Below are 23085 nucleotides of genomic sequence, written 5' to 3'. Positions count from 1 at the left end.
CGGCACCCCATCCGAGAGCTCGGAAGGGAGTGACAAGGTAGCAACAGGCGTGCACGCTCCTCAACAGACGCGCTGGCCGTTCGTTGCGTTTGGCGCAGCTTTTAGTGGCTCTAGACCCCGTTTGCACGCAACAACATTGCGTCGCGGCCACTGACTTCGCCGTAGAGGGTCGCCACGTCGTCGGCCAATGCCGGCCAGGCGTAGCGCTCGGCCACGTCCTCGGCGGCGTTCGCGCCGCGGCGCCGGCGCTCGTCCGGGCGGTTGACCGCCTCCACGAGCGCGTTCGTGAGCGTGTGCAGGTCGTCGGGCTCCACGAGCCAGCCCGTCTCGCCGTGATCGACGATGTCCGCCGGACCGTGCGCGTCGACGGCGATCGCGGGCAGCCCGCAGGCCATGCCCTCCACGATCACCTGGCCGAACTGCTCGCGCACGCTCGGCAGGACGACCACGTCGGACGCGCAGAGGATGTCGGGCAGGTCGTCGTGCTCGTGCCAGCCGGCGAGGTGGACGTCCTGGGCGTTCAGCCGCGCGATCGTGTCGCGGGGGTGCTCGCCCTCGTGCTCGCCCGGGAACCCGCCGACGAGGACGAGCGGCGCGCGACGGGCGAAGCCGGGGCGGGCGCGCTCGTAGGCCTCGATCAGCAGCGGAACGCGCTTGACCTCGGTGAAGCGGCCGACGTAGAGCAGCACGGGCGTGTCGGCCTCGATGCCGGCGTCGGGCAGCAGGCGCGCCCACTCGGCGGCGCGATCGATCTCGCGCGGGAAGAAGCAGTCCGGGTCGTAGCCGTTCGGGATGAGCGTGTAGCGGTCGGGGTCGACCGGCAGGACGCGCTCGGCGCGGTCGATCTGGCTCTCCGACAGCACGATCAGGCGCTCGGCCTGCAGCGCCCACTGGCGCATCCGCTCGGCCCACGCGAGCCCGTACGGCCAGCGCAGCGGGTCCCGCTCGACCGCTTCGAGGAACAGCAGCTCGGTGCCGTGCAGGTGGCCGACGATCGGCACGCCCGGCGCGGCGCGGTTCGCGGCTTCGTAGAGCGGCGTCAGGTGGTGCAGGTGGAGCACGTCGGCGTGCGCGGCGCCCGCGGACTGCAGCGCGCGCGTCCACGCCTGGACCTGATGCTCGGCGGCGGCCGCGTCCAGCAGGCCGAAGACGCGGTCGGGCGCGCCCGGCCGGTCCTCGTAGGACGGGTGCATCGGCGGGTCCGCGGCCATGGGATCGCCGGACTCGAGCGCGCGGCTCATGTCCACCGGTCGCACGTCGAGGTCGTGGTAGAAGCGGCGCGCGTCGCCCATACCGGTGACGCTGCCCGACAGGATCGAGGCGCCCCAGCCCACGGACGGGAGCGTGTGCGCGAGGTTGCGCGCCACGTGGGCGGAACCCCCGCGCGGGTAGAAGAGCAGGCCCATGAGGACGTGCGGGTGTGAAGGTGATGTAGCCAGACCGTGAACATACCCTGTGGGGCGTTGCCTTCATTCACGGGGAGCGAAGGTTGAACACTGAATTGCTGGGTATTGACCCGGCATGCGCACCGCTTTCCTTGCCGGTCTCGCCGTACTCGCGTTCGCCACGCCCGCCGCGGCGCAGACGCCGACCCCCACGCCGGACACCACGCCGACCGTCGCCGCCGACGGCGTCGGCCTCGCGACGGTCACCCCGGACGTCGCCTCGTTCGCCGTGTACGTCTCTGAGCAGGGACGCTCGACGACCACGGCGCGCAACGCCACGAACCGCGTCGCCAAGGCGATCGCCCAGGCCGCCACGGCGGCCGGCGTCGCGCCCAGCGACATCCGCACCGTGTCCGTGAACATCAGCCGCTCGCGCGTGAAGCCCAAGCGGCGCCCGTCCTACATCCGCTACACCGCCCGCCAGTACCTGACCTTCACCGTGCGGGACGTGACGAAGATCGGCCCGCTCATGGACGCCGCGGCCGACGCCGGCGCGGACAACATCGAGGGCCCGGAGTACGGGTTCGTCGACCCGTCGGCCGGACGCCTGCTGGCGACGCGGGCCGCGATCGCCGACGCGCGCAAGCGTGCGGACGACGCGGCCGCGCAGACCGGCATGCGGATCGTCGGCGTGCGCTCGGTCATCCTCGCGCCGGACGGCGACGACGACTCGAGCCGCGTCCAGAACCTGTCGAGCGGCGGCGGTGAGGAGGAGCCCACCTCGGGCGGCGGCGAGAGCGACCCGACGAGCGTCTCCTCGGGCACGCGCCAGTTCGTCGAGCGGGTGCGCGTGGTGTTCACCGCCGCCCCCCTTTAGGGTTGACCGTGTGAACCGGGACGACGTCGCCCTGACCAGCCTCGACTCGCTCCTGTTCGACGGGGCGGAGGCCACGAAGGGCGACCTCGTCGCGTACCTCGACGCGGTCGCGGACCGGCTCGTGGGCCAGCTCCGCGACCGCCCGCTGTCGGTGATGCGCGTCCGGCCGGGCCAGAAGCCGTTCATGCAGAAGAACCTGCCCAAGGGCGCGCCCGACTGGATCGAGCGCGTGGCGATCTGGGCCGAGACCTCCAAGCGCGAGGTCCACTACGCGCTCTGCAACGACCCGGCGACGCTGCGCTGGTTCGCCAACCAGCGCGCTGTCGAGTACCACCCGACGCTCGGCCACCCGCAGTCGCACCTCGTGCTGGACCTCGACCCACCGCCGGGCGCGGCCTTCGACGTCGCAGCACGGACCGCGCTCCTCGTCCGGGAGGCGCTGTCGAGTGCGGGGCTCTCGGGAGCGGTAAAGACGAGCGGCGCGAAGGGCGTGCACGTCTTCGTCCCGCTGATGCCGATCGAGGGCGACGCGGTGGCCGCCGCGACGCGCGCTCTGGCGGCCCGCGCGGCGGCGCTAGACCCGGCGCTCGCCACCACCGCCTACGTGGTCGAGGAGCGCGAGGGCAAGGTGTTCGTCGACGCTACGCGTGCGGGCGGCGCGACCGTCGTCGCCGCCTACTCGCCGCGCATCCGCCCGGGCACGCCGGTGTCGTTCCCGGTCGCCTGGGACGAGCTGGAAAGCGTCGACCCGCGCGAGTTCACGATCAAGACCGCGCTGGACGTGCTCGGCGCGCGTGACCCGTGGGCCGAAGCCATGCCCGCGCCCCAGTCGCTGCCGGAGGACCTGGTCGAAGAGGGCCGGGCGATCCCCGTCGCCCGCGTCGCCGCGATGCACGAGGGCAAGCGCCGCAAGCGCGCGTCAGCGCGGGACGAAGAGCAGCGCGGTTGAGATCGGGCGCCCGCCCTCTTCCATCACGTCGTAAGCGGCGCGCGGGCGGTTGCGCAGGCGGCCGCCGGAGATCAGCGAGGTCGAGCCGCCGCCGTCGAGGTTCATCGCCGAGTGGCAGCCGAGCGCGGCCATCAGCGCCGCGAGCTCCTCGAGCGTGACGCCGGCGTCGTGGCGCGAGCGGCCGTCGACGGCGACCGCGAACATGCGGTCCTCCGCAAGGCCGACCGCGGCGCGCGGGTAGCGGCCGTCGGTGATGTCGGAGTCGAACTGGCCGTTGGCGGCGCTGAAGCCCTCGTGGTCCTCCTCGCGACGGAACACCGGACGGCCGTCGCGCACGAGCAGCGGACCGGCCTGCAACAGGTCGCCGCGCGGGGTCGCGGGCAGCGCGGAGCGCGGCGCGATCGCCGCGACGCCGCCGTCGACGTGCACGCACGCGCGCACCCCGTCGAACGGCGCGGTGAACGGCACGTGCTCGCGGACGACGCCGCGGGTGCGCACCTCGCCGAGCGGCGTGCCGTGCGGGCGGGCGAAGAAGCCGCCGACGATCGCCTCCTGCACACCCTGGCCGGCGCACCACGCCTCGAGCTTCGCCTGTCCCCGCAGCACCGCGACGCGCAACTCCGTGCTCGCGGTGGCGTAGGCGGCGACGTGGATCGTCGTGCGCGCCCCGTCCTCGAGGTCCAACCGCATGCGGCGGGCCGAGCCCGAGCGCGGTGCCCGCAGCGGGGCGACGTGGGAGGCGAGTGCCATGAGTCCAGAATCGTCCTTGTGACCGGCGAGGATGTGAACAGCCCGTTGGGCTAGGTTCGCGCCCGGAAGGCCACCCGGCGGTCGGGGGTGACTGAGAATTCGCCGCGCTCGTAGCGGATCCTCGTGCCGTCGGCGAGGCGGACCGACGCCCGGCCGCCAATTGGCTCGCCGTAGAGCGTGGCCTCGAGCGGGCGTTCGTGCTCCGGCGTGTCCCCCAGTCCGCGCGCGACGTGCTCGGTCGGATACGTGACAAGCAGCGCGCCGCGACGCACCCAGGTCGGGATGCGGTCCAGCGGCGCCGGCGCGTCGACCTCGCCGCCGCCCGCGTGCTCGGCGCCGGTGTGCCAGTCGATCCAGTCGCCGCGCGGCAGGTCGACGTGGACCGACCGCGCGCCGTCCTCCAGCACCGGCGCGACCCAGAGCGACGGGCCGTAGCCGTACGCGTCCGCGATCGACCAGCCGCGGACGTCGCGCGGATCGGTGAGCGCGAGCGGCCGGACGATCGGCAGGCCTGAGCGTTGCGCGGTCGCCGCCGCGGCGCGGACGTACGGCACCAGGCGCTCGTGCAGGAGGACGTGCGCGCGGTAGATCGTCAGCAACTCCTCGTCGTAGGTCCACGCCTCCTGCTCGAACCGCGCGTGCGCCTGCATCAGCGGCGTGAAGCAGCCGAACTGCACCCAGCGCGCCAGCAGCTCCTTGTTCGCCCTCGAGACCAGCCGCTCGCCGAGGTAGCCGCCGATGTCGTGCGACCAGTTGCTGAAGCCGGTCGCGGCGGCGGTGAGCGTCGCGGCGACGAGCGTGCGCAGCGACCAGAAGTCGCTCGGCTGGTCGCCGCCCCAGGTGATGCCGACGCCCTGCTGCCCCGTCCAGCCGGGCCGGCCGAACAGCACGCCGCGGCCCGGGTGCACCTCGTCGAGCGCGCGCTGCATGCTGCGCCGGTACTTGAGCCCGTGCCCCCAGGCCGCCTGCGCGCCGGTCGTGCCGTCGGCGAAGCGCGCGTCGTCGGGGATGTACCAGCCCTCGCCATCGTCGGCCTTGATGCCCTCGACGCCCAGCGCGAGCACCCGCTTGGCCTGCTCGCGCCACCACGCCTCGGCGGCGGGCGACGTGAAGTCGACGGGCGAGCCCTTGCCCATCCACCACTTGGCGACGACCGGGTCGCCACTGGAGTCCCGCACGAAGTGGCGCGGCTCGTAGTTCGGCGCCGGCTCGCGGTGCAGTCGCGCGGACTCGTCGTCGGGCGGGTACTGGCCCTCGCGCGAGTCCAGGTTCACCCACGGCGCGACCCAGACGACCGTGCGGACGCCGTCCTCGCGCAGCCGCTGCACGTACCCGCGCGCGTCCGGGAACTGGTGCGGGTTGAACTCCCACGTGTTGTATTGCGTCGCCCAGGGCGAGTCGAGGACGATCGCGTCGAGCGGGATGTCGTGCGCGCGGTGGCCCTCGTAGTCGGCCTCGGCGTCGCGCTGGTGGGCGTAGACGTCGCGGCTCTTCCAGAAGCCGTACGCCCACTCGGGGAGCACGGCCGGGAACGACGCCGTGGCGCGCAGGAAGGCGCGCAGCCGGGCGGCGGGCGTCGCGTGCGTGAACAAGTGCACGCGCAGCGGGCCCGCGGCGGCGCGCGTGGAGAGCACGACCTCGTCGCCGAGGTCGAAGCGCACGCCGTGCCCCTCGTTCTCCACCCACGCCGCCCAGCCGCGGCTGCTGAGCACGAACGGCACCGGCGCGTAGTCGCCCTGCGGGATCCCGCCGACGTCGAGCATGTCCGGCGGGCAGTCCGGGCCCGTGTACGCGCGGTCGGCGCCGAGCTGGAGTGAGCGACCGGCCTGGTCGACGTGCAGGCCGTGCCGCGCGCCGAGGCCCACGAACCGCTGCTCGGGATGCCCGGGCAGCACGAGGCCCATGCGGTGCGCGCGTGGCGCGACCGTGATCAGCTGATGCCGCGGCGCGATCTCCTCGACCGTGAAGTCCGTGCCGTCGACCGGGTCCTCGAGCGTCTCCGCCGCGACCATGCCCTCGGTCAGCTGGATGAACTGATCCTCCGCGCGGCCTTCCCACGTGCGCACCTTCACGGGCCTCAGGTTCGCCATCGCCTCCGGATCTCGTGCGGATGTTCACAGGACGATCACCGGTTCGTTGCTGCTTGATCACAAAAGACCTGCTGAGCAGGGCGATTCTGCGGACATGACCACCAGCCGTGCAGACCTCCACTGCCACTCCACGGCATCTGAGGTCTCCAAGCTCGGCGTCCAGCGCGCTCTTGGCCTGCCGGAGTGCGCGACGCCGCCCGAAGAGGTCTACTCGCTGGCCAAGCGCCGCGGGATGGACTTCGTGACCATCACGGATCACGACACCATCGACGGCGTCCTGTCGATCGCCGACCTGCCGGACGTGTTCATCTCCGAAGAGCTGACGGTCGGCTTCAAGGGCGAGCCCCAGGCCGTGCACGTGCTCTGCCTCGGCATCACCCCCGACGACCACGACTGGCTGCAGGCGCACAACGACGACGTCGAGATCGTCGCCGACTACCTGCACTCCAACGAGATCACGTGCGCGCTCGCGCACCCGTTCTACGCCGTCGAGGCGCCGCTGCAGCCGCGCCACCGGCGCCGGCTCGCGCAGCTCTTCGACGTCTGGGAGGTGCGCAACGGCTCGCGCGCCCCGGAGCTCAACCACCCCGCCGCGATCTACACGGAGACGCACGGCGGGATCGGGGTCGGCGGCTCCGACGATCACGCCGGCGTCGACATCGGTCGCACGTGGTCGGAGACGCCCTTCGCGCCCGGCCCGGCGGAGTTCCTCGCGCACATCCGCGCCGGTCGCGTCGAAGCCCAGGGTGACCAGGGCTCCGCGGCCAAGTGGGCGCACGCGGCGATGGCGCTGGCGGTTCGCGCGCTGGGCCGTGGCGAGTCGAGCAGCGCACCGGACCCGAGCGCGGTCCTGCGGATGGTCGAGCGCGTCATGACGGAGGGCGATGCCCGTAGTGGCCCTATGGCCGCCGACCTCTGTCCCGAGGACGGCCGGGCCCTGCTGCGCGCGTGGCTGGACGCGGTGGACCTGCGCCTGAGCGAGCGTGACCTGCTCGCCCTCCTCCAGTCGGACGGCTTCTCGCACGCCGCCCTCGAGCGGCGCGCGCGGCGCTGCCACGAGCGTGGCCTCGAGCGTGCGGTCGCCCGGGCGATCGCGGCGCCGGGTGAGCTCGACGCGGCCGCCGAAGAGGTGTTCGGCGCGTGCGTCGCGGCGATCCCGTACGCGCCCGCCGCCGCCTTCCTCGGCCGCGAGAAGCAGAAGCTGGCTCGGCGCGAGAACGAGCCGATCCGCGTGGCGCTGGTCGCCGACGGGATCGGCGGGATGCACGGCGTGACGCACACGATCGACGAGATCCGCGAGCGCGGCGTGCCGGGCTTCGAGGTCGAGGTCATCGGCACCGACCCGCACGTGGACCGCCGGCTGTCGGCGGTGGCCGAGGTCGACATCCCGTTCTACGCCGGGCTGCGGGTCGGTGTGCCGTCGCTGCCGGCGGTCGTCGAGGCGCTGAGCGAAGGCCGCTACGGCGTGCTGCACCTCTGCTCGCCGGGTCCGGCGGGCGTGGCGAGCGCGCTCATCGGGCGCGTCCTCGGCCTGCCGACCGCGGGCTCGTACCACACCGAGCTCACCGCCTACACGCAGCTGCGCAGCGGGAACGAGCAGCTCGGCTTCGCGATGGAGGCCGCGCTCGGCGCCTTCTACGGCGCGTGCGACGTTGTGCTCTCGCCGTCGAAGGTCTCCGACGCGCGGCTCGCGACGATGGGCATCGAGCAGGTGGGGCGCTGGGACCGCGGCGTGGACGTCGAGCGCTTCTCGCCGACGCTGCGCACCCGCTCCAGCGACGGCAAGGTCCGCGTCCTCTACGCGGGCCGGCTCACGAAGGAGAAGGGCGTCGACCTGCTGGCCGACGCGTTCCTCGCCGCCCGGGCGCGCGACCCGCGCCTGGAGCTCGTGCTCGCCGGCGGCGGGCCCGAGGAGGACACGCTGCGCGCCCGCCTGGGCAGCGCGGGCACGTTTCTCGGCTGGCTCGAGGGCGAGGCGCTCGCCCGCGCCTACGCGGACGCCGACCTGTTCCTCTTCTGCTCACAGACCGACACCTTCGGGCAGGTGGTGTTGGAGGCACAGGCGTCGGGCCTGCCCGTCGTCGCTGTGGCGGCGGGCGGCCCGACCGAGCTGATCGACTCGGGCCGCACGGGCATGCTCTGCCCGGCCCGGACGAGCGCGATCGCGGACGCGGTCGCCGGTCTCGCCTCTTCCCCCACGGCCCGTTCCCGCTTGGCGCGCGGCGGTCTCGCCGCGGTCCGCGAACGCACGTGGGAGGCCTCGATGGCCGCCCTCGGCGCGGGCTGGATGCGCGCCATCGACGCCCGCGCGGCGGCCACCGGCCAGGTCCGCGCGGCATGACCCGAAGCACCACCGCAGCACCCGACCAGGCAGCACCGCAGCACCGACACGACCCAAACCTAAAGGGGACTGTCCCCTTTAGGTTCGACCTTGACGACGTCGCCGCGCCGACCCGCGCGGCGACGCCCGCACTCGCGATCACACCGTTCGGCGCGCCCCGCCTGCGTGACGCCGCGCTGTTCGCGCACCTGCCCGAGACCCCGCTCGTCCTCGAGCTGCGCCGCCGCGCGCTCGTCCGGGAGCCGCGCGCGTGAGCGCGGTGCTCGCTCCCGAGCGGGCGCCCCTGCGGCTCGTCCCCTCGCGGCGGGCGCTGCGCGTCGTCGACGTCGCGCTCTTCTACGGCGAGCGCAGCGGCGGCATCCGCACCTACCTGGACGCCAAGGCCGCGTACGCCGCGCGGACCGGGGAGTTCGAGCACCGGCTCGTCATCCCCGGCGCGCAGCGCGACGTGAGCGGGCCGACGTGCGCGCTGCCGTCCGTGCGCGTGGCGGCGAGCAACGGCTACCGCTGGCCGCTCGGCACGCGGCCGCTCGTCGACCTGCTGCGCGAGCTCGAGCCCGACGTGGTGCTCCTGCACGACCCGTTCTGGGCGCCGAAGGCCGCGGTGGCCGCCGCACGATCGGTCGGCGCGCGCGTGGTGATGGTCCACCACGGCTCGCTCGCGCTCGACGCCGCCGCGCTCCCCGGCCCCGACGCGCTCTACCGGCCCGCGCTCGGCCGCTGGCTCAAGCGCGTCTACGGGCACGTCGACGCCGTGATGTCCGCGTGCGACCCGCTCCGGGACACCGGCCGCGAGGCGACGCTCCCGCTGCGCTTCGGGCTCGACCCCGCGTTCTTCCCGAGCGGCGAGGTCAAGCGCGGCGACCACGTGCTCTACGCCGGCCGGCTCGGCCGCGAGAAGGGCATCTTCGAGCTGCTCGAGGCCGCCGCCCGTTCCGAGGAGCCGTGGCCGCTGTGGCTCATGGGCACCGGCACGGCCGAGCAGCAGGTCGCCGCGCGGATCCGCCGGCTGGGCCTGAGCGACCGCGTCCGCATGCTCGGCCACGAAGCCGACCGCGAGACGCTCGCCCGCGCCTACGAGGCCGCCCGCTGCGTGGTCATGCCGGGGGCACTGGAGACGTTCGGGCTCGTCGCCTTCGAGGCCGCCGCCAGCGGTGCGGCGGTCGTCGCCTGCGAGGCCGCGCCGTCCGCGCACGTGATCGGCCCGCTGGCCGAGACGTTCCCGGCCGGGGACGTCGACGCGCTGCTCGCGGCCGTCGAGCGTGCCCGCGCCCGCACCCCCAACCGGCTCGCCGCGGCCCGCTTCGCCGCCGCGCACCGCTGGGAGACCGCCTTCGCCCTCGAGCTCGCCGACCTGGAGACCCTTTGACGCTCGCCGACTTCCCCCGCTTCTCGACCGACGTCGCCGCCCGGCCTTCGCGCATCGACGGTCCGAAGCTCGCGGTCGCGCTGCACGACGTCGAGCCGGCCACGTTCCGGCGCTGCCACGACATCCGCGAGTGGCTCTACGACCGCGGGGTCGATCGCGTGACGCTGCTCGTGATCCCCGCGCCGCAGCTGCACCCGTTCGCCACCCGCTCGCCCGAGCTCGCCTACTGGCTGCTCGACCGCCAGGACGCGGGCGACGCGATCGCCCAGCACGGCCTGCGCCACCGCCAGACGCGCCCCGCGCGGTTCGGGACGCGGATCGTCCGCCACTGGCAGGGCGGGATCGCGGCCGAGTACGCCGGGATGAGCGCCGAGGCCACGGCCGAGTCGGTCGAGGCCGGCCGCCGCGTGCTCGTCGACGCCGGCGTCACCCCGCGCGGGTTCGTCGCCCCCGCTTACGCCTACACGGGCGCGCTGCGCGCCGTGCTCGCCGAGCGCTTCGACTGGTGGGCGACGCTGCTCGGCCTGCACGGGAACGCCAGCTCGCGCTCACCCGCGCTCTGCCTCGGCACGTCCAGCTCGGTCAAGCGCGGGACGTCACCGCTGGTCGTGCGGGCCGGCGCGCGGTTCTCCCGTGACCTGCTGCGGCTGGACCTGCACCCCGCCGACTTCGACCTCCCGCGCCACGTCGACGCGGTCGAGCGGGTGCTGGAGCGCGCGCAACACCGAGCGGCGGTGTCCTACGACGACCTCTGCTGAGGACGTCCTCCGCGCCAACTGGCGCGAGGGCATCCGCCGCGACGGGACGCCGTTCGCGTTCACGTGCCCGTCCCCGCGGCGCTACCAGCACCAGTGGAGCTGGGACTCGTGCTTTCACGCCGTCGCGTGGTCGCACCTGGAGCCCGAGCGCGCCCGGGCGGAGCTGCGTACGCTCGTCCGCGCCGGCCGCCCCGACGGCTTCGTTCCGCACACCGCGTTCTGGCAGGCGTCGCCGCGCTGGCGCCGCGCGCCGTTCTACGCGACCGCGAACTACCGGGGGGACGCCGCCACGGAGTCGATCCAGACGCCGCTGCTGCCGGTCGCGTGGGAGTACGCGGGCGGCGCGACCGCCGAGGACCTCGCCGCGCTCGAAGCGCACGCCGCCTGGCTCATCCGCGAGCGCGACCCCGACGGCGACGGCCTGATCACGATCCTGCTGCCCGACGAGTCCGGCCTCGACGACTCGCCCAAGTACGACCAGGTCTTCGGCCGGATGGCGCACTGGAAGCCCGGCTACGCGCGGCTCGTCCAGCGCTGCCGGCGGGCGGGGTGGAGCGCCGCCACGCTCACCCGCACCACCGACGAGCACGTCGAGGACGTGCTGATGAACACCGCCCACGCGCTCTCCCTGCGCGCGCTCGCCCGGCTCACCGGGGACGCCGCGTGGGACGCGTACGCCGCGCGCACCGAGGCCGCGCTGGTGGACCGCTGCTGGGACGAGCAGCGCGGGCTGTTCTTCGACCTCGCCGGCCGGGACGAGCGCCGCGTCGAGGTCTCCACCTGGTCGTCGCTGGCGCCGCTCGCCTTGGTCAACCTCCCGGTCGAGATCCGGACCCGGGTCGCCGAGGAGCACCTGCTGCACCCGCGGCGCTACCTCGCTCGCTTCGGCGTGCCGTCGGTGTCGATGGAGGAGCCGTCGTTCCGGCCCGGCTTCAACGCGTACCGCACCTGGCGCGGCGCCGCGTGGATGAACACCGCGTGGCTGCTGACCGGCGGGTTGCGGGCGCTGGGCGCCGACGACGAGGCGGACACGCTCGCCCAGGGCGCGCTCGACGCCGTCGAGCGCAGCGGCTACCGCGAGTACTACCACCCGCGTACCGGCGCTGGCCACGGCGAGCAGCGGTTCGGGTTCGCCACGCTCGCGCTCGACCTGCCCACCGGGTTTTGCCCGAGCGGACCGCGGGTAGCGCGATCGGCGTGAAACTGCTCGTCGTCACCCCTGAGCCGATCGACTCCTCCGTGCTGCGCGACGCCCTCGGCGACGAGATCGCGGACGCCGAGGTCCTCGTGCTCTCGCCCGCCACCAACCAATCCAAGCTGGCCTTCTGGGTGTCAGACCCCGACGAGGCGATCGCCGAGGCGGTGGAGGCCCAGACCGAGTCCGTCGAGCGGCTGGAGGAGGACGGCGTCGACGCCGCCGGCGACGTGGGAGAATCCGATCCGGCGCAGGCCATCGACGACGCGTTGGTGACCTTCAAGGCCGATCGCATCGTGATCTTCTCCCACCCTGAAGGCGACCGCGACTACCGCGAGAACGACGCGATCGCCGCCGGCCAGGCACGCTGGAACATCCCCGTCACCCACTCCTTGATCTCCCGGTAGCGCGGCGGCTGTACCGCCGGACCGGGGCCGACGGCCCGTTCGGCGACCACCGGCGCGCGCACGGCGTCGGCCTCGAGGGGTACTACTGGCGCTTCTCCGCGCCGGGCTGGAGCGTGTGCGCGATCGCGGGTGTGTGCCGCGACTGGGCGATGATCACGTTGGCGTCGTCCTCCGGTGAGGTGTGGACCGAGGTCGTCGACGACCCCTGGCTCTCCCCCGACGGGCTCGGCGTCCGTGCCGGGCCGCTGCGGGCGGACGGCGAATCGCTGCGCGTGGAGCTCGGCCCGGGGCTGGACGTGCGGTTCGATGATCGCCGCGAGTGGCCTCGCCGGGCGTTCTCCCCGCTCGGGCCGGCGCAGATGGTGCCGTTCCTCGGGCAGTACTGGGCGCCGTGGCTGCTGTCGGCGCGCGTGTCGGGGACGTTCGGGGCGCGGTCGTTGGACGGGGTCTCGGCGTACGCGGAGAAGAACTGGGGCGCCGTGTTCGCGCCGCACTGGTGGTGGGGACAGGCGGAGTTCGTCGCGTTCGCGGGCGGCCGCGTGCACGGTGTCGCGCCGACCGCCGTCGCGGTGTGGACACCGGACGAGCTCGTCACGCTCGCGCCGCCGTTCGCGCGCACCGTCGCACGGGCCGGGGGCGGCGAGTGGGCGGTGCGCGCGTCCAACCGGCGCTGGCGGGTGGAGCTCGAGGGCGAGGCGGACGCGCCGCTGCACCTGCCCGTGCCGATCCCGGACGAGCGGCGGCTCGAGGTCCGCTCGCGGCACAGCCTGCTGGGCCGGGTGTCCGTGGTCGTCCGGCGCGGGCGGCGCGTGTGGTTCCGGGGCGAGTCCTCGACGGCCGCGCTGGAGGACGGCGCTACGCCCGCATGACGAGCAGCGCGATGTCGTCCTCGCCGCCCTGCTCCCGGTCCAGCGCCGTGAGCAGGTGGTCGGCGACGTCGTCCGGTGAGAGGTCGACGCCGGTCAGGGCCCGGCGCAGCTCCTCCATGCCGGCGTCGATCGCGCGGTCGCGCTCCTCGATCAGGCCGTCCGTGTAGAAGACGAGCGTCGCGTCGGGCGGCAACGTCGTCACGTGGCGCTCGTACTCGCCGACCTGGGTCCCGAGCGGTGGGCCGGGGTCGGCGGCGACGAAGTAGGCGTCGTGGTCCGGGGCGACGATCAGCGGCGGCAGATGCCCCGCGAGTGAGAACGTCAGCCGGCGGTCGGTCGGGTCGTAGACCGCCGCGAGCACGGTCGCCATCGGCAGGTCGAGCAGGGCGGGCGCGCGGACGCTGAGGTGGGCGAGCACGCGGTCGGGCGGGTCGCCGTCGTAGGCGTAGGCGGCCAGCACCGCGCGGAGCTGACCCATCCGCGCGGCGGCCTGGGCGCCGTGGCCCATCACGTCCCCGATCACGAGCAGCAGCCGGTCGTCCTCGAGCGGGTGGGCGATGTAGAAGTCGCCGCCGACGTCGCGGCCGCCCGTGCCGGGCAGGTAGCGCGCCGCGAGTGCGATGCCGGGACGCTCGGGCAGGTCCGCGGGGAGCAGCGAGCGCTGGAGCGTGAGCGCCATGCGCCGTTCGGCACCGAACAGCATCGCGTTGTCGAGCGCGACGCCGGCGCGCGCGGCGAGCTCGATCATCACGCGCCGGTCCAGCGCGCTGGAGGCCGGGTCGAGCACCAGGATCGCGCCGAGCATGCGGCCGCGCGAGACGAGCGGGAGCGTGAGCGCGAGCCGGCCGCCGAGCGACACGTCGAACGTGCTCGCCGGCTGCTCCTGCACCGCGGCCGCGGCGAGCGCGCCGGCCGGGAGGAACCGGCCCCTGAGCACCTCGTCCGTGTTCGCGGTGTGCGCGATCCGAAAGCCCGGGCCGGCCGTCGTCGTCTCCTGGCCTTCGAGGTCGCGGATGAGGCGGTCCTTGAGCGCGATCACGACGCCGCTGCCGAAGCCGTTGAGGAGCACGTCGGAGAGGATCGTGAGGATCTCCTCGGCCTCCAGCGTGCCGGCGAGGCGGGCGCTGGCGCCGCTGAGGATCTGCAGTCGGCCGGTGGCGGCGCCGCTGGCGGCGAGCGCGTCCTCGCGCTCACCCGCGAGCCGCGCGGCGTCCTGCTCGGCGCGCACGCGGCCGGTGATGTCGTGGAAGTAGACCGAGAGGCCGTCCTCGCTGGGGATCGCGCGCACGTCGAACCAGGCGTCCAGCGTCGGGTGGTAGTGCTCGAACCCGACCTCCTCGCCGGACTCGAGCGCGCGCCGGTACTTGCGCTCGGCCTCGCTGTTGCGCAGCTCCGGGAGCTTGGCCCAAAGGTCCTGGCCGACCAGGTCGTAGCGGCCGTGGCCGAGCATCCGCTCCGCCGCGCCATTGACATACCTGAACCTCCAGTTGAGGTCCAAGGTCATGAACGCGGTGCTCATCGTCTCGAGCACGCGTCCCAGCCGTTCGGCCGCGCTGTGGACCGCGGTCGTGTCGTACGCGGCGCCCAGCATCCGCGCGGGCTTCCCGCGCTCGTCGCACAGCACGCGACCGCGCGCCGCGACCCAGCGGGTGCTGCCGTCGGCGTGCACGACCCGGTAGTCGGCCTCATAGTCGCCGCAGTGCTCGATCGCCTTCGCGATCGCCGCCTGGGTGCGCGGGAGGTCGTCGGCGTGCAGCCGCACGGAGAACGAGTCGATGTGCGGCGTCCACGTCTCGAGCGTGTAGCCGAAGAGCTCGAGCAGCCGGTCGTCGAAGTGCAGCGCGTCGGTCTGCAGGTCCCAATCGAAGCTGCCGATGTCCGCCGCGGCGAAGCCGAGGTCCAAGCGCGCGGTGCTGTCCTCCAGCTCGGCGGCGAGCGACCCGCGCTCGAGCTCGGCCGCGACGGCCGCCGCGAGCTCCTTGAGCAGGTCCTGGTCGTGCTCGGTCCAGGCGAACTCCTGCGCGTCGTACACGCAGAGGACGCCGACCCGATGGCCGTCGGCATCGATCGTCGCCCCCAGATAGGCGCCGATGCCCGGCTGCGCGGGCGCCGGCGCGTCGGCGAAGGTGGCGGCGGCGAGCACGTCCGCAGGCGGACGCCTCGGCGTGGGCGGCGTGAGCGGCACCTGCACGTCCGTGAACAGCGAGACCTGCGCGTGGGTGGCGCCGAGCAGCCGTGCGCTGAGCGCGGCCAGGCGATCGATCGCCTCACCGGGAACCTCCGCCAGCAGGCGTCGAGCCGCCTCGATCCGGGCCGGGTCCGCCTCCATGGCCGCGAGGATATTGACGTTGCGTCGGCCCGGGGCGCTTTTCGGGCGCGGTTGCGACATTGGTCAGGCGTTTTCGGCCCGGCGCACGGCGAGCTCCAGCGGCTCCGCGCCGACGAGCCGCTCGAACGGGCCGACCAGTGCCCAAACGGCCTTCAACCGCAGCCGCGCGCGCGTGTCGACGGGCTGCACGCGCGCCTCCGACCACAGCTCGGCGCGACCGTCCCCGAGCGCTCGCGCGCCGTGCGCGAAGGCGACGCGGACGGTGCCCGGCTCGTCCCATGCGGCAAAGGCATCAGCGCCGTCGAGCGCGGGATAGTCGCGCGCCAGCGTCCAGATCCGGCCGCACAGGCCGGACACCAGGCCAAGCTCCGATTCATCCAGGACGCTGAAGGGGTAGGCGCGGAAGAGCTCGTGATACGTGGAGGACCCTGTCACCCCTGGGATGCGCCAGCCGATGAGCGGGCCGAGCCGGCGTGTCTCCTCGAGCCGGATCGCGGTCGCGGCCGCCCACAACGCGTCCGCCGACGCCCGCGCTTCGCGCCGGTGGCGAGACCGGATCACGGGATCCGGCAGCCACTGGTCCAACTCCTCGCTCATGGCCGTATGGTGCCCGACCAATGCGACTGATCCAGCACAAACGCGAGGCGTTCTGGTTCTACCGGTTCCTGTCGCTGGGTTACGACCGGTGGGTGAACCCGCTGTTCTGGACCACCGAGATGCGCGCCCTGGCGCTGGATGCCGCGCACCTGGAGCCCGGCCAGCAGGTCCTCGACGCGGGCGCCGGCACCGGCTTCACCACCGAGGGCATCGTGGCGCGCGTGGACGCGGCCGACGTGACGATGCTCGACCAGAGCCCCCACCAGCTGCAGCGCTCGCGGACCAAGCCCGCGCTCGCCGCCTGCCCGCGGATGATCGGCGACGCCGAGGCGCTGCCGTTCGAGGACGACCGCTTCGACCGCTACGTCTCCGCCGGCTCGATCGAGTACTGGCCCGACCCGCAGCAGGGCATCGCCGAGGCCTACCGCGTCACGCGGGCCGGTGGCACGGCGCTCGTGATCGGCCCGGTCCGCCCGGCCAACCGCGTGGCGCGCGCCCTGGCCGAGGCGTGGATGCTGTTCCCGCCCGCCGAGGACTACACGGGCTGGATGGAGACCGCGGGCTTCACCGACGTGCGCACGGTCTCGCTCGCGCCGGACTGGTACCGCGACCAGCGCGTCCCGTACGCGCTCGCGGTGAGCGGCGTCAAGCCCGCGCCGGGACCGTCGCCGGCCGCGCGCGCGGCACCGGCCGAGGAGTCGCCCGCGAGCCCGCTGAAGTTCGCCGTCCGGTTCGTGGCGGGCTCCGCGGCGGGCGCGGCGTTCGTGCCGATCGCGGCGGTGCTGGCCTTCCGCGCCCGAAGAGCACGGCGGGCGGCCGCGACGTGAGCGGAACGGGCACGGCGCCGCAGTCCCGGGCCGCCGTGTCCGCGCGGGCGAACCCCGTGCTCGTGCTGTGGCGGTTCTCGCGGCCGCACACCGTCATCGGCACCGCGCTGTCGGTGCTCGGGCTGTGGGCGATCGCGGCGACGACGCTCGACGTGGCGCCGCCCGTGTGGGATCTGGTGGCGACGCTCGTCGCCGGCCTCGCGGTGAACGTCGCGATCGTCGGGGTCAACCAGCTCACGGACGTCGAGATCGATCGCGTCAACAAGCCGTTCCTGCCGATCGCGGCCGGGGAGCTGAGCCTGCGGGCCGCGACGGTGATCGTGGTCGTATGCAGCGTGCTGCCGCTCGGGATGGCGCTCACGCAGGGAGCGGTGGAGACGGGCGCGGTCGCGGCCGGCCTGGCCGTCGGGGCGCTGTACTCGCTGCCGCCCTTCCGGCTCAAGCGATATCCGGTCGCGGCTTCGCTGTGCATCTCCGGTGTGCGGTCCGTCGTGGTCAACCTCGGCGTGTACTGGCACTTCGCGGGGCGCATCGACCCGCCGGTGGTCGCGCTGTGCCTGTTCGTGCTGCCGTTCAGCCTCGCGATCGCGATCCTCAAGGACGTTCCGGACCTCGAAGGGGACCGCCGGTACAGCATCCGCACGTTCACCGTGCGGCTCGGGCCCGAGCGGGTGTTCCGGGCGGGTTTGGCAGCCCTGTTCATTGCCTACGCCGGGATGATCGTGGTTGCGCCGCCGCTGCTGACGGAGTACGCGAATCCGTTCGTGTTGGCGCTCGGACACGCGCTCGCGGCGGGCCTGCTGCTGCACTGGGCGAGAGCCGCCAATCCCAGCTGTCACACCGAATTCACGCGGTTCTACATGCGCGTCTGGATGCTCTTCTTCTTGGAGTATCTGCTGGTGCCCGCCGCCTGTCTCGCAAACTGGTGATTTTCGACGTCAGGTCGAGAACAAAGCTTCACCGTTGGCCCGAGAGGCGTGGACATCCCCCATTCGGCCAGGTAGGTTTGTCAGCAATGTCGATTGCCTCTGAGGCGGACCAGCAACCGCGCCAGGGTCGTCCCCCCACGACACCCTCTCAGCGCTTCGTCCGGCAGCCCGAGCCGAACACCATCACGGCCTCCCAAGCGCGCGCCGCTCGTCGGCGGGAGTCCAGGCGCGATGAGCAAGCCGTAGCCGCTTGGCTGCGCGAGCTCTCGGGCCGGCCACGTTGATCGCGGGGACGCCGCAGCGCCGCGCGGCGTCCCGCTTTCATCGCACCAGCTAGCCGACGGTCTTCCCCCCACTCGGGCGGGTTCACCGTTCGTTAGCCCGGAAGCCCAGAAGGGGAGTGTCACTGTGTAGGAACCCCCTTTGAAAGGACCGCCCAATGAGCACTCCGCTCCAGCAGTTGGCCGAGCGCGGCCAGAGCGTCTGGATCGACTTCCTCTCGCGCACGTTCGTGAAGGACGGCGACCTCAAGGGCCTTGTCGAGCAGGGAGTCGAGGGTGTCACGTCCAACCCGACGATCTTCCAGGGCGCCATCGCCGAAGGCGACGCCTACGACGACCAGATCCGCGAGCTCAGCGCCGAGCACGATGACGCCAAGGAGATCTTCTGGCAGCTCGCGAAGGACGACATCCGCGACGCCTGCGACATCCTGCGCCCCGTCTGGGACAAGGGCAAGGCCCAGGACGGCTGGGTCTCGCTCGAGGTCGACCCGAACCTCGCGCACGACACCGACAAGACGAAGTCCGAGGCGATCCGCCTCTTCGAGCTCGTCGACCGCCCCAACCTCCTGATCAAGATCCCCGCGACGCTCGAAGGCCTGCAGGCCATCGAGGACACGGTCGCCGGCGGCATCCCGGTCAACGTCACGCTGATCTTCTCCCTCGAGCGCCACCGCGCGGTCGCCGAGGCCTACGTCCGCGGCGTCCAGCGCCTCGTCGACGGCGGCGGCGATCCGAAGACGGTCGCTTCCGTGGCTTCCTTCTTCGTCTCGCGCGTGGACACCGAGGCCGACAAGCGCCTCAAGGAGATCGGCGGGCACGACGACCTGCTCGGCAAGCTCGCGATCGCCAACGCCAAGCTCGCCTACCAGACCTACGAACAGGTCTTCAGCAGCCCCGAGTGGAAGGCGCTCGAAGCCAAGGGCGCGACCAAGCAGCGTTGCCTGTGGGCTTCGACCGGCGTCAAGAACCCGGACTACAAGGACACGGTCTACGTCGAGGAGCTCGTCGGCCCCGACACGGTCAACACGATGCCGCGCGAGCTCGTCGAGGCCGTCCTGGACCACGGCGACATCCGCGGCGACACGATCCTCGACGACACGGAGGAAGCGAGCCGCATCCTCGACCGCTACGAGTCGGCCGGCGTGTCCTACGACGACGTCGTGCAGGTGCTCGAGCGCGAGGGCGTGGAGAAGTTCGCCAAGTCCTTCGCCGACCTGATCGAGGGCCTCGAGACCAAGCTCAAGACGCTCGTGGCGGCGTAGGGCATGGCTCACGACGCCGACTTCCGGCGGGAGCTCGGCCAGCAGCTGCGGGTGGACTCCATCCGCACCTCCGCCGCTGCGGGCTCCGGCCACCCCACCTCCTCGATGTCCGCCGCCGACCTCATGGCGGTGCTCATCGACGGCCATCTCCGGCTGGACTACACCAACCCGGACAACCCGGCGAACGACCACCTGATCTTCTCCAAGGGCCACGCTTCGCCGCTGTACTACTCGGTGCTCAAAGCCGTCAGCGCGATCGACGACGAAGAGCTGCTGACCTTCCGCAAGCTCGGCTCGCGCCTCGAAGGCCACCCGACCCCGCGCATCCCGCCGACCGACGTCGCCACCGGCTCGCTCGGCCAGGGCCTGCCGATCGGCGTGGGCGTCGCGATGGCCGGCCGCTCGCTCGACAAGCTCCCGTACCGCGTGTGGGTGCTGTGCGGCGACTCCGAGATGGCCGAGGGCTCGATGTGGGAGGCCTTCCAGCACGCCGGCTGGGAAGGGCTCGACAACCTCACGGCGATCATCGACGTCAACCGCCTGGGCCAGACGCGCGAGACGATGCTCGGCTGGGACCTCGACGGCTACGTCCGCCGCATCGAGGCGTTCGGCTGGAAGGCGATCGCGGTCGACGGCCACGACGTCGAGGCGATCGAGGCCGCCTACGCCGAGGCCGAGGCGACGAAGGGCCAGCCCGTCGCGATCGTCGCCAAGACGATGAAGGGCCGCGGCGTGAAGGCCGTGGAGAACGAGCTCGGCAAGCACGGCAAGCCGCTCGACGATCCCGAGGGCGCGATCGCGGAGCTGGGCGGCGAGCGTTCGCTGTCCGTCGACGTGGCCCAGCCCGAGCCGGGCACGCCGCACGTGTTCGAGACCCCCGGCGGCGAGCTGCCGAGCTACGCGCTGGGCGACGAGGTCGCGACCCGCAAGGCCTACGGCGAGACGATCGCCGCGCTGGCGAACCTCCGCGGCGACGTCGTGGCGCTGGACGGCGAGGTGTCCAACTCCACGCACTCCGAAGACTTCCGCGAAGCGCACCCGGACCGCTACTTCGAGATGTTCATCGCCGAGCAGCAGCTCGTCGCGGCCGGCGTGGGCATGCAGGTGCGCGGCTGGACGCCGTACGTGTCCACGTTCGCGGCGTTCCTGTCGCGCGCGTACGACTTCGTCCGCATGGCGGCGATCTCGCGCGCGAAGTTCGTGCTCAGCGGCTCGCACGCCGGCGTCTCCATCGGCGAGGACGGCCCTTCCCAGATGGCGCTCGAGGACATCGCCTCGATCCGCGCGATCCACGGCTCGACCGTGCTGCAGCCGAGCGACGCGCAGCAGACGGCGAAGCTCGTGGCGGCGCTGGCCGACCAGGACGGCATCTCGTTCATCCGCACCCTGCGCGCCAAGACCCCGGTGCGCACCGCGCCGGACGAGGACGTGCGCATCGGCGGCTCGCGCATCGCCCACGAGGGCGACGACGTGGCCATCATCGCCACCGGCATCACGCTCGACGAGGCCGTCAAGGCCGCCGAGCGGCTCGCCGACGGCGGCGTGAAGGCGCGCGTGCTCGACGCGTACTCGATCAAGCCGATCGACGCCGAGGCCGTCCGGGCCGCGGCCCGTGACTGTGGCGCGATCGTGACCGTCGAGGACCACGCCCCCGAGGGCGGCCTCGGCGACGCCGTCCTGGAAGCGCTGGCCGCGGGTGACGAGCAGGCGCACGTCGTCAAGCTCGCCGTCCGTGAGATCCCCGGCTCCGGCACGCCAGAAGAGCTGCTGCACGGCGCCAAGATCGACGCCGACGCCATCGCCGACGCGGCGCAGAAGCTCGTCGCCACCCCGGCATAGACACCCGTGCCCCCGTCGCGCCCCGGTGACGGGGCGCGACGCGAGCGCGCGGCGCCGATGCGGCGCGGCCTGCGTGACGCGTGCGACCATCGTCAGGCGCCCGTGCGGCGCAGCTCCATGATCCAGTTGGACTCCCAGCTCCCGCCGCCGTCGTAGGAGAAGAACTGCTCCCAGCGCGCGGACTCGCCCGTGATGTCCGACCACACGAACCGCATCCGCAGCGGGACGCCGTCGAGCACGTCGTCGGCTTCGAAGGTCGCGGTCCCGTCACCGTGGAAGCGCCCCTCGACGGGCGGGTCCAGCCGGCCCGGGCGCTGCGTCGAGGACCACCAGATCCGCCACACGTCTCGCTCGGGATCGTGCAGCCGCAGGCTGAAGCCCTCGTAGCCGTCGGTCACGAAGTGGTCGTGGTTACCGACCCCTCCCAGCATCGCGAAGGCCGTCGAGGTGGCCGTGAACGTCTGCCACTCGCCGTCGACGAGCTTGTGGTTGGTGATCTCCCAGCGGCCCGGGAGGAAGTCGAAGTCGGTGACCGGCATCAGACCGCCACCGGCTCCAGCGCACGCTCGAGGTAGGCCTCGAGATCGTCGTCGATCAGGACGTCCTGCAGCCACGCGCGGCGCTCGAAGTCCAGCACCTCCATCTCCCACACGCAGGTGATCCCGGTGCTCACGTACGGCTCCAGCGCGCCCGGCTCGTCCAGCGGCGCGACGAAGAACTGCGCGTGCAGCTCGTTCTCGTTCGCCCACCAGTAGACGAGGCTCAGCGCCGCCGATACGCCGCGGTGGGCGATCGTGAAGCCGGGCGCGTCCGCACGCGCCCGCGCGCGGAGCGCTTCGACATGCGCCGCATCCGGGTCGCCGATGCCGTAGTGCTTGGTCTCTCCGTCTCGGCCGAGGAAGGTGATGTTCCGGGGTTCGTGGGGCATGGGGTGGACCGTACGCGGTAAACAGGGCAGAATCGGTCCTCTAATGGCGAAGGCGGGACGCGTCCTCGAGTTGCTCGAGGCCCTGCAGGACCGCGGCACCGCGACGGGGCCGGAGCTCGCGCGCCGGCTCGGCGTCGACGTCCGCACGGTGCGCCGCGACATCGTCGCCTTGCGCGACCTCGGCATCCCCGTCGAGGGCGAGCGCGGCCGCGGCGGCAGCTATCGGTTGAAGCCCGGGTTTCGTGTGCCGCCGCTGATGTTCACCAGTGGCGAGGCCGCGGCGGTCGCCCTCGGGCTGCTCGCGGCGCGCCGACTCGGGCTGGAGGCCGACAGCGCGCTCGGCAAGGTCCGGCGCGTGCTGCCCGACCGCATGCGCCGCGGCGTGGAGTCGCTGGACTCCGTCCTGGGGTTCACCGGCGAGGTCGAAGCCGCTCCCCCGGACGGCGAGACCCTGCTCGCGCTGGCGGACGCCGCGGCGCGCGGGCGAAGGGTCGCCGTGATCTACACGGACTCCGCCGGCGTGGAGACCGCGCGCGAGCTCAGCCCGCACGGCGTCGTCGCGCACGGCGGACGCTGGTACGTGGCCGGCTTCGACCACGTCCGCGAGTCGCTGCGACTCCTACGAGCGGACCGCGTGTCACTCGTGGATGTCGGCGGCACGGGGGTCCCCGCGCCCGAAGGCTTCGACGCGACGGCGTTCGTCAGCCGGTCACTGGCCCGGGTGCCGTGGCGCTACGAGGTCGAAGTGGTGCTGGCGTGCTCGGTCGAGGAGGCCGCGCGACGGTTCCCGGCGACGTTGGCGGAGCTGGACGCGGTCGGGGACGAGACGCGGTTGACGCTCCGGGCCGACTCGCTGGACTGGGCCGCGGGGCTGCTCGCCGGGGCGGGGTGCGCGTTCGAGGTGGTGCGGCCGGAGGAGCTGCGGGACGCCGTACGGGCGCTGGGGGCTCGATTGGCCGCGGTGTAGGGACGGTGCGTCGTGGGCGGGCGGTGCGAGTGCGCGTGGTGGGCGGGCGGCGCGAGTGCGCGTCGCGCGCGGCGGCGGCGCGAGTGCGCGTCGTTGGCGGGCGGCGCGAGTGCGCGGCGTTGGCGGGCGGCGCGAG

21 protein-coding genes are annotated in these 23085 nt (G+C 73.2%); 14 read left to right on the top strand and 7 right to left on the bottom strand.

The features are described from left to right. Positions 1 to 110 precede the first annotated feature (110 nt). Entirely contained in the window at positions 111 to 1406 is a 1296-nt protein-coding gene (locus OJ997_RS26715; RefSeq protein WP_270028352.1) for a glycosyltransferase family 4 protein, read from the bottom strand. 115 nt (positions 1407 to 1521) lie between these two features. Between OJ997_RS26715 and OJ997_RS26710 the strand changes: the two genes are divergently transcribed. Then, positions 1522 to 2262 (top strand): SIMPL domain-containing protein, encoded by a 741-nt coding sequence (locus OJ997_RS26710; RefSeq protein ID WP_270028351.1) that lies wholly within the window; start codon positions 1522 to 1524, stop codon positions 2260 to 2262. A 10-nt stretch (positions 2263 to 2272) separates the two neighbouring features. After that, positions 2273 to 3211, top strand: a complete 939-nt coding sequence (locus OJ997_RS26705) for a DNA polymerase domain-containing protein (RefSeq protein ID WP_270028350.1) — start codon at positions 2273 to 2275, stop codon at positions 3209 to 3211. Here the strand turns inward: OJ997_RS26705 and OJ997_RS26700 are convergent. Together OJ997_RS26700 and OJ997_RS26695 are read right to left on the bottom strand one after the other, a co-directional pair. After that, on the bottom strand, positions 3182 to 3961 hold the full coding sequence (locus tag OJ997_RS26700; protein ID WP_270028349.1) for a phosphodiester glycosidase family protein: 780 nt from the start codon (positions 3959 to 3961) through the stop codon (positions 3182 to 3184). The genes OJ997_RS26705 and OJ997_RS26700 overlap by 30 nt on opposite strands. Positions 3962 to 4011: 50 nt before the next feature. Beyond that, positions 4012 to 6033: a glycoside hydrolase family 31 protein gene (locus tag OJ997_RS26695; RefSeq protein WP_270028348.1), complete on the bottom strand. Its 2022-nt coding sequence runs from the start codon at positions 6031 to 6033 to the stop codon at positions 4012 to 4014. A 112-nt stretch (positions 6034 to 6145) separates the two neighbouring features. Here OJ997_RS26695 and OJ997_RS26690 point away from each other — a divergent pair, with 112 nt between their 5' ends. The 7 genes from OJ997_RS26690 (at position 6146) to OJ997_RS26665 (ending at position 12990) form a co-directional block, all read left to right on the top strand. Next, positions 6146 to 8392, top strand: a complete 2247-nt coding sequence (locus OJ997_RS26690; RefSeq protein ID WP_270028347.1) for a glycosyltransferase — start codon at positions 6146 to 6148, stop codon at positions 8390 to 8392. Then, complete coding sequence (locus OJ997_RS26685; RefSeq protein WP_270028346.1) at positions 8389 to 8646, top strand: hypothetical protein; 258 nt, start codon at positions 8389 to 8391, stop codon at positions 8644 to 8646. Before OJ997_RS26690 ends, OJ997_RS26685 begins: the two co-directional genes overlap by 4 nt. Beyond that, positions 8643 to 9761 (top strand): glycosyltransferase, encoded by a 1119-nt coding sequence (locus tag OJ997_RS26680; RefSeq protein ID WP_270028345.1) that lies wholly within the window; start codon positions 8643 to 8645, stop codon positions 9759 to 9761. The genes OJ997_RS26685 and OJ997_RS26680 overlap by 4 nt, the downstream gene beginning before the upstream one ends. Next, on the top strand, positions 9758 to 10519 hold the full coding sequence (locus OJ997_RS26675; RefSeq protein WP_270028344.1) for a DUF2334 domain-containing protein: 762 nt from the start codon (positions 9758 to 9760) through the stop codon (positions 10517 to 10519). The genes OJ997_RS26680 and OJ997_RS26675 overlap by 4 nt, the downstream gene beginning before the upstream one ends. Positions 10520 to 10550: 31 nt before the next feature. Next, complete coding sequence (locus OJ997_RS38165; protein ID WP_372517938.1) at positions 10551 to 11720, top strand: MGH1-like glycoside hydrolase domain-containing protein; 1170 nt, start codon at positions 10551 to 10553, stop codon at positions 11718 to 11720. Beyond that, positions 11717 to 12121 (top strand): putative universal stress family protein, encoded by a 405-nt coding sequence (locus OJ997_RS26670; RefSeq protein ID WP_270028343.1) that lies wholly within the window; start codon positions 11717 to 11719, stop codon positions 12119 to 12121. Before OJ997_RS38165 ends, OJ997_RS26670 begins: the two co-directional genes overlap by 4 nt. Before the next feature lie 113 nt (positions 12122 to 12234). After that, positions 12235 to 12990 (top strand): tocopherol cyclase family protein, encoded by a 756-nt coding sequence (locus OJ997_RS26665; protein WP_270028342.1) that lies wholly within the window; start codon positions 12235 to 12237, stop codon positions 12988 to 12990. Here OJ997_RS26665 and OJ997_RS26660 read toward each other — a convergent pair. Together OJ997_RS26660 and OJ997_RS26655 are read right to left on the bottom strand one after the other, a co-directional pair. Beyond that, positions 12977 to 15319 carry a SpoIIE family protein phosphatase gene (locus OJ997_RS26660; protein ID WP_270028341.1) on the bottom strand — a complete coding sequence of 781 codons (2343 nt, stop codon included), beginning with the start codon at positions 15317 to 15319 and terminating at the stop codon, positions 12977 to 12979. The two genes, OJ997_RS26665 and OJ997_RS26660, sit on opposite strands and share 14 nt — an antisense overlap. A gap of 63 nt (positions 15320 to 15382) precedes the next feature. Next, on the bottom strand, positions 15383 to 15916 hold the full coding sequence (locus OJ997_RS26655; protein ID WP_270028340.1) for a hypothetical protein: 534 nt from the start codon (positions 15914 to 15916) through the stop codon (positions 15383 to 15385). A 20-nt stretch (positions 15917 to 15936) separates the two neighbouring features. Between OJ997_RS26655 and OJ997_RS26650 the strand changes: the two genes are divergently transcribed. The 4 genes from OJ997_RS26650 (at position 15937) to OJ997_RS26635 (ending at position 21054) form a co-directional block, all read left to right on the top strand. Next, complete coding sequence (locus tag OJ997_RS26650) at positions 15937 to 16743, top strand: methyltransferase domain-containing protein (protein ID WP_270028339.1); 807 nt, start codon at positions 15937 to 15939, stop codon at positions 16741 to 16743. After that, positions 16740 to 17672, top strand: a complete 933-nt coding sequence (locus OJ997_RS26645; RefSeq protein WP_270028338.1) for a homogentisate phytyltransferase — start codon at positions 16740 to 16742, stop codon at positions 17670 to 17672. The genes OJ997_RS26650 and OJ997_RS26645 overlap by 4 nt, the downstream gene beginning before the upstream one ends. A gap of 439 nt (positions 17673 to 18111) precedes the next feature. After that, entirely contained in the window at positions 18112 to 19215 is a 1104-nt protein-coding gene (gene tal, locus OJ997_RS26640; protein ID WP_270028337.1) for a transaldolase, read from the top strand. Between the two features lie 3 nt (positions 19216 to 19218). Next, entirely contained in the window at positions 19219 to 21054 is a 1836-nt protein-coding gene (locus tag OJ997_RS26635) for a transketolase (protein WP_270028336.1), read from the top strand. 92 nt (positions 21055 to 21146) lie between these two features. Here the strand turns inward: OJ997_RS26635 and OJ997_RS26630 are convergent, their stop codons facing one another. Both OJ997_RS26630 and OJ997_RS26625 read right to left on the bottom strand, forming a co-directional pair. Beyond that, positions 21147 to 21593: a hypothetical protein gene (locus tag OJ997_RS26630; RefSeq protein WP_270028335.1), complete on the bottom strand. Its 447-nt coding sequence runs from the start codon at positions 21591 to 21593 to the stop codon at positions 21147 to 21149. Beyond that, positions 21593 to 21982, bottom strand: coding sequence for a hypothetical protein (locus OJ997_RS26625; RefSeq protein ID WP_270028334.1), 390 nt, complete (start codon positions 21980 to 21982; stop codon positions 21593 to 21595). The genes OJ997_RS26630 and OJ997_RS26625 overlap by 1 nt, the downstream gene beginning before the upstream one ends. A 43-nt stretch (positions 21983 to 22025) precedes the next feature. Between OJ997_RS26625 and OJ997_RS26620 the strand changes: the two genes are divergently transcribed. Beyond that, positions 22026 to 22949 carry a helix-turn-helix transcriptional regulator gene (locus OJ997_RS26620; RefSeq protein WP_270028333.1) on the top strand — a complete coding sequence of 308 codons (924 nt, stop codon included), beginning with the start codon at positions 22026 to 22028 and terminating at the stop codon, positions 22947 to 22949. Positions 22950 to 23085 lie beyond the last annotated feature (136 nt).

Origin of the sequence: Solirubrobacter phytolaccae, assembly GCF_027587195.1 — a bacterium.
Taxonomy (GTDB): Bacteria; Actinomycetota; Thermoleophilia; order Solirubrobacterales; family Solirubrobacteraceae; genus Solirubrobacter; species Solirubrobacter phytolaccae.
The sequence above is the reverse complement of the archived record's forward strand: the minus strand, read 5'-3'. Positions and strand labels throughout refer to the sequence as shown.

What these genes read in the sequence shown, in the direction of transcription:
- OJ997_RS26715 (WP_270028352.1), bottom strand. Translation starts at nt 1,406, where the DNA reads ATGGGCCTGCTCTTCTACCCGCGCGGGGGTTCCGCCCACGTGGCGCGC.
- OJ997_RS26710 (WP_270028351.1), top strand. Translation starts at nt 1,522, where the DNA reads ATGCGCACCGCTTTCCTTGCCGGTCTCGCCGTACTCGCGTTCGCCACG.
- OJ997_RS26700 (WP_270028349.1), bottom strand. Translation starts at nt 3,961, where the DNA reads ATGGCACTCGCCTCCCACGTCGCCCCGCTGCGGGCACCGCGCTCGGGC.
- OJ997_RS26690 (WP_270028347.1), top strand. Translation starts at nt 6,146, where the DNA reads ATGACCACCAGCCGTGCAGACCTCCACTGCCACTCCACGGCATCTGAG.
- OJ997_RS26685 (WP_270028346.1), top strand. Translation starts at nt 8,389, where the DNA reads ATGACCCGAAGCACCACCGCAGCACCCGACCAGGCAGCACCGCAGCAC.
- OJ997_RS26660 (WP_270028341.1), bottom strand. Translation starts at nt 15,319, where the DNA reads ATGGAGGCGGACCCGGCCCGGATCGAGGCGGCTCGACGCCTGCTGGCG.
- OJ997_RS26655 (WP_270028340.1), bottom strand. Translation starts at nt 15,916, where the DNA reads ATGAGCGAGGAGTTGGACCAGTGGCTGCCGGATCCCGTGATCCGGTCT.
- OJ997_RS26650 (WP_270028339.1), top strand. Translation starts at nt 15,937, where the DNA reads ATGCGACTGATCCAGCACAAACGCGAGGCGTTCTGGTTCTACCGGTTC.
- tal (WP_270028337.1), top strand. Translation starts at nt 18,112, where the DNA reads ATGAGCACTCCGCTCCAGCAGTTGGCCGAGCGCGGCCAGAGCGTCTGG.
- OJ997_RS26635 (WP_270028336.1), top strand. Translation starts at nt 19,219, where the DNA reads ATGGCTCACGACGCCGACTTCCGGCGGGAGCTCGGCCAGCAGCTGCGG.
- OJ997_RS26630 (WP_270028335.1), bottom strand. Translation starts at nt 21,593, where the DNA reads ATGCCGGTCACCGACTTCGACTTCCTCCCGGGCCGCTGGGAGATCACC.
- OJ997_RS26625 (WP_270028334.1), bottom strand. Translation starts at nt 21,982, where the DNA reads ATGCCCCACGAACCCCGGAACATCACCTTCCTCGGCCGAGACGGAGAG.
- OJ997_RS26620 (WP_270028333.1), top strand. Translation starts at nt 22,026, where the DNA reads ATGGCGAAGGCGGGACGCGTCCTCGAGTTGCTCGAGGCCCTGCAGGAC.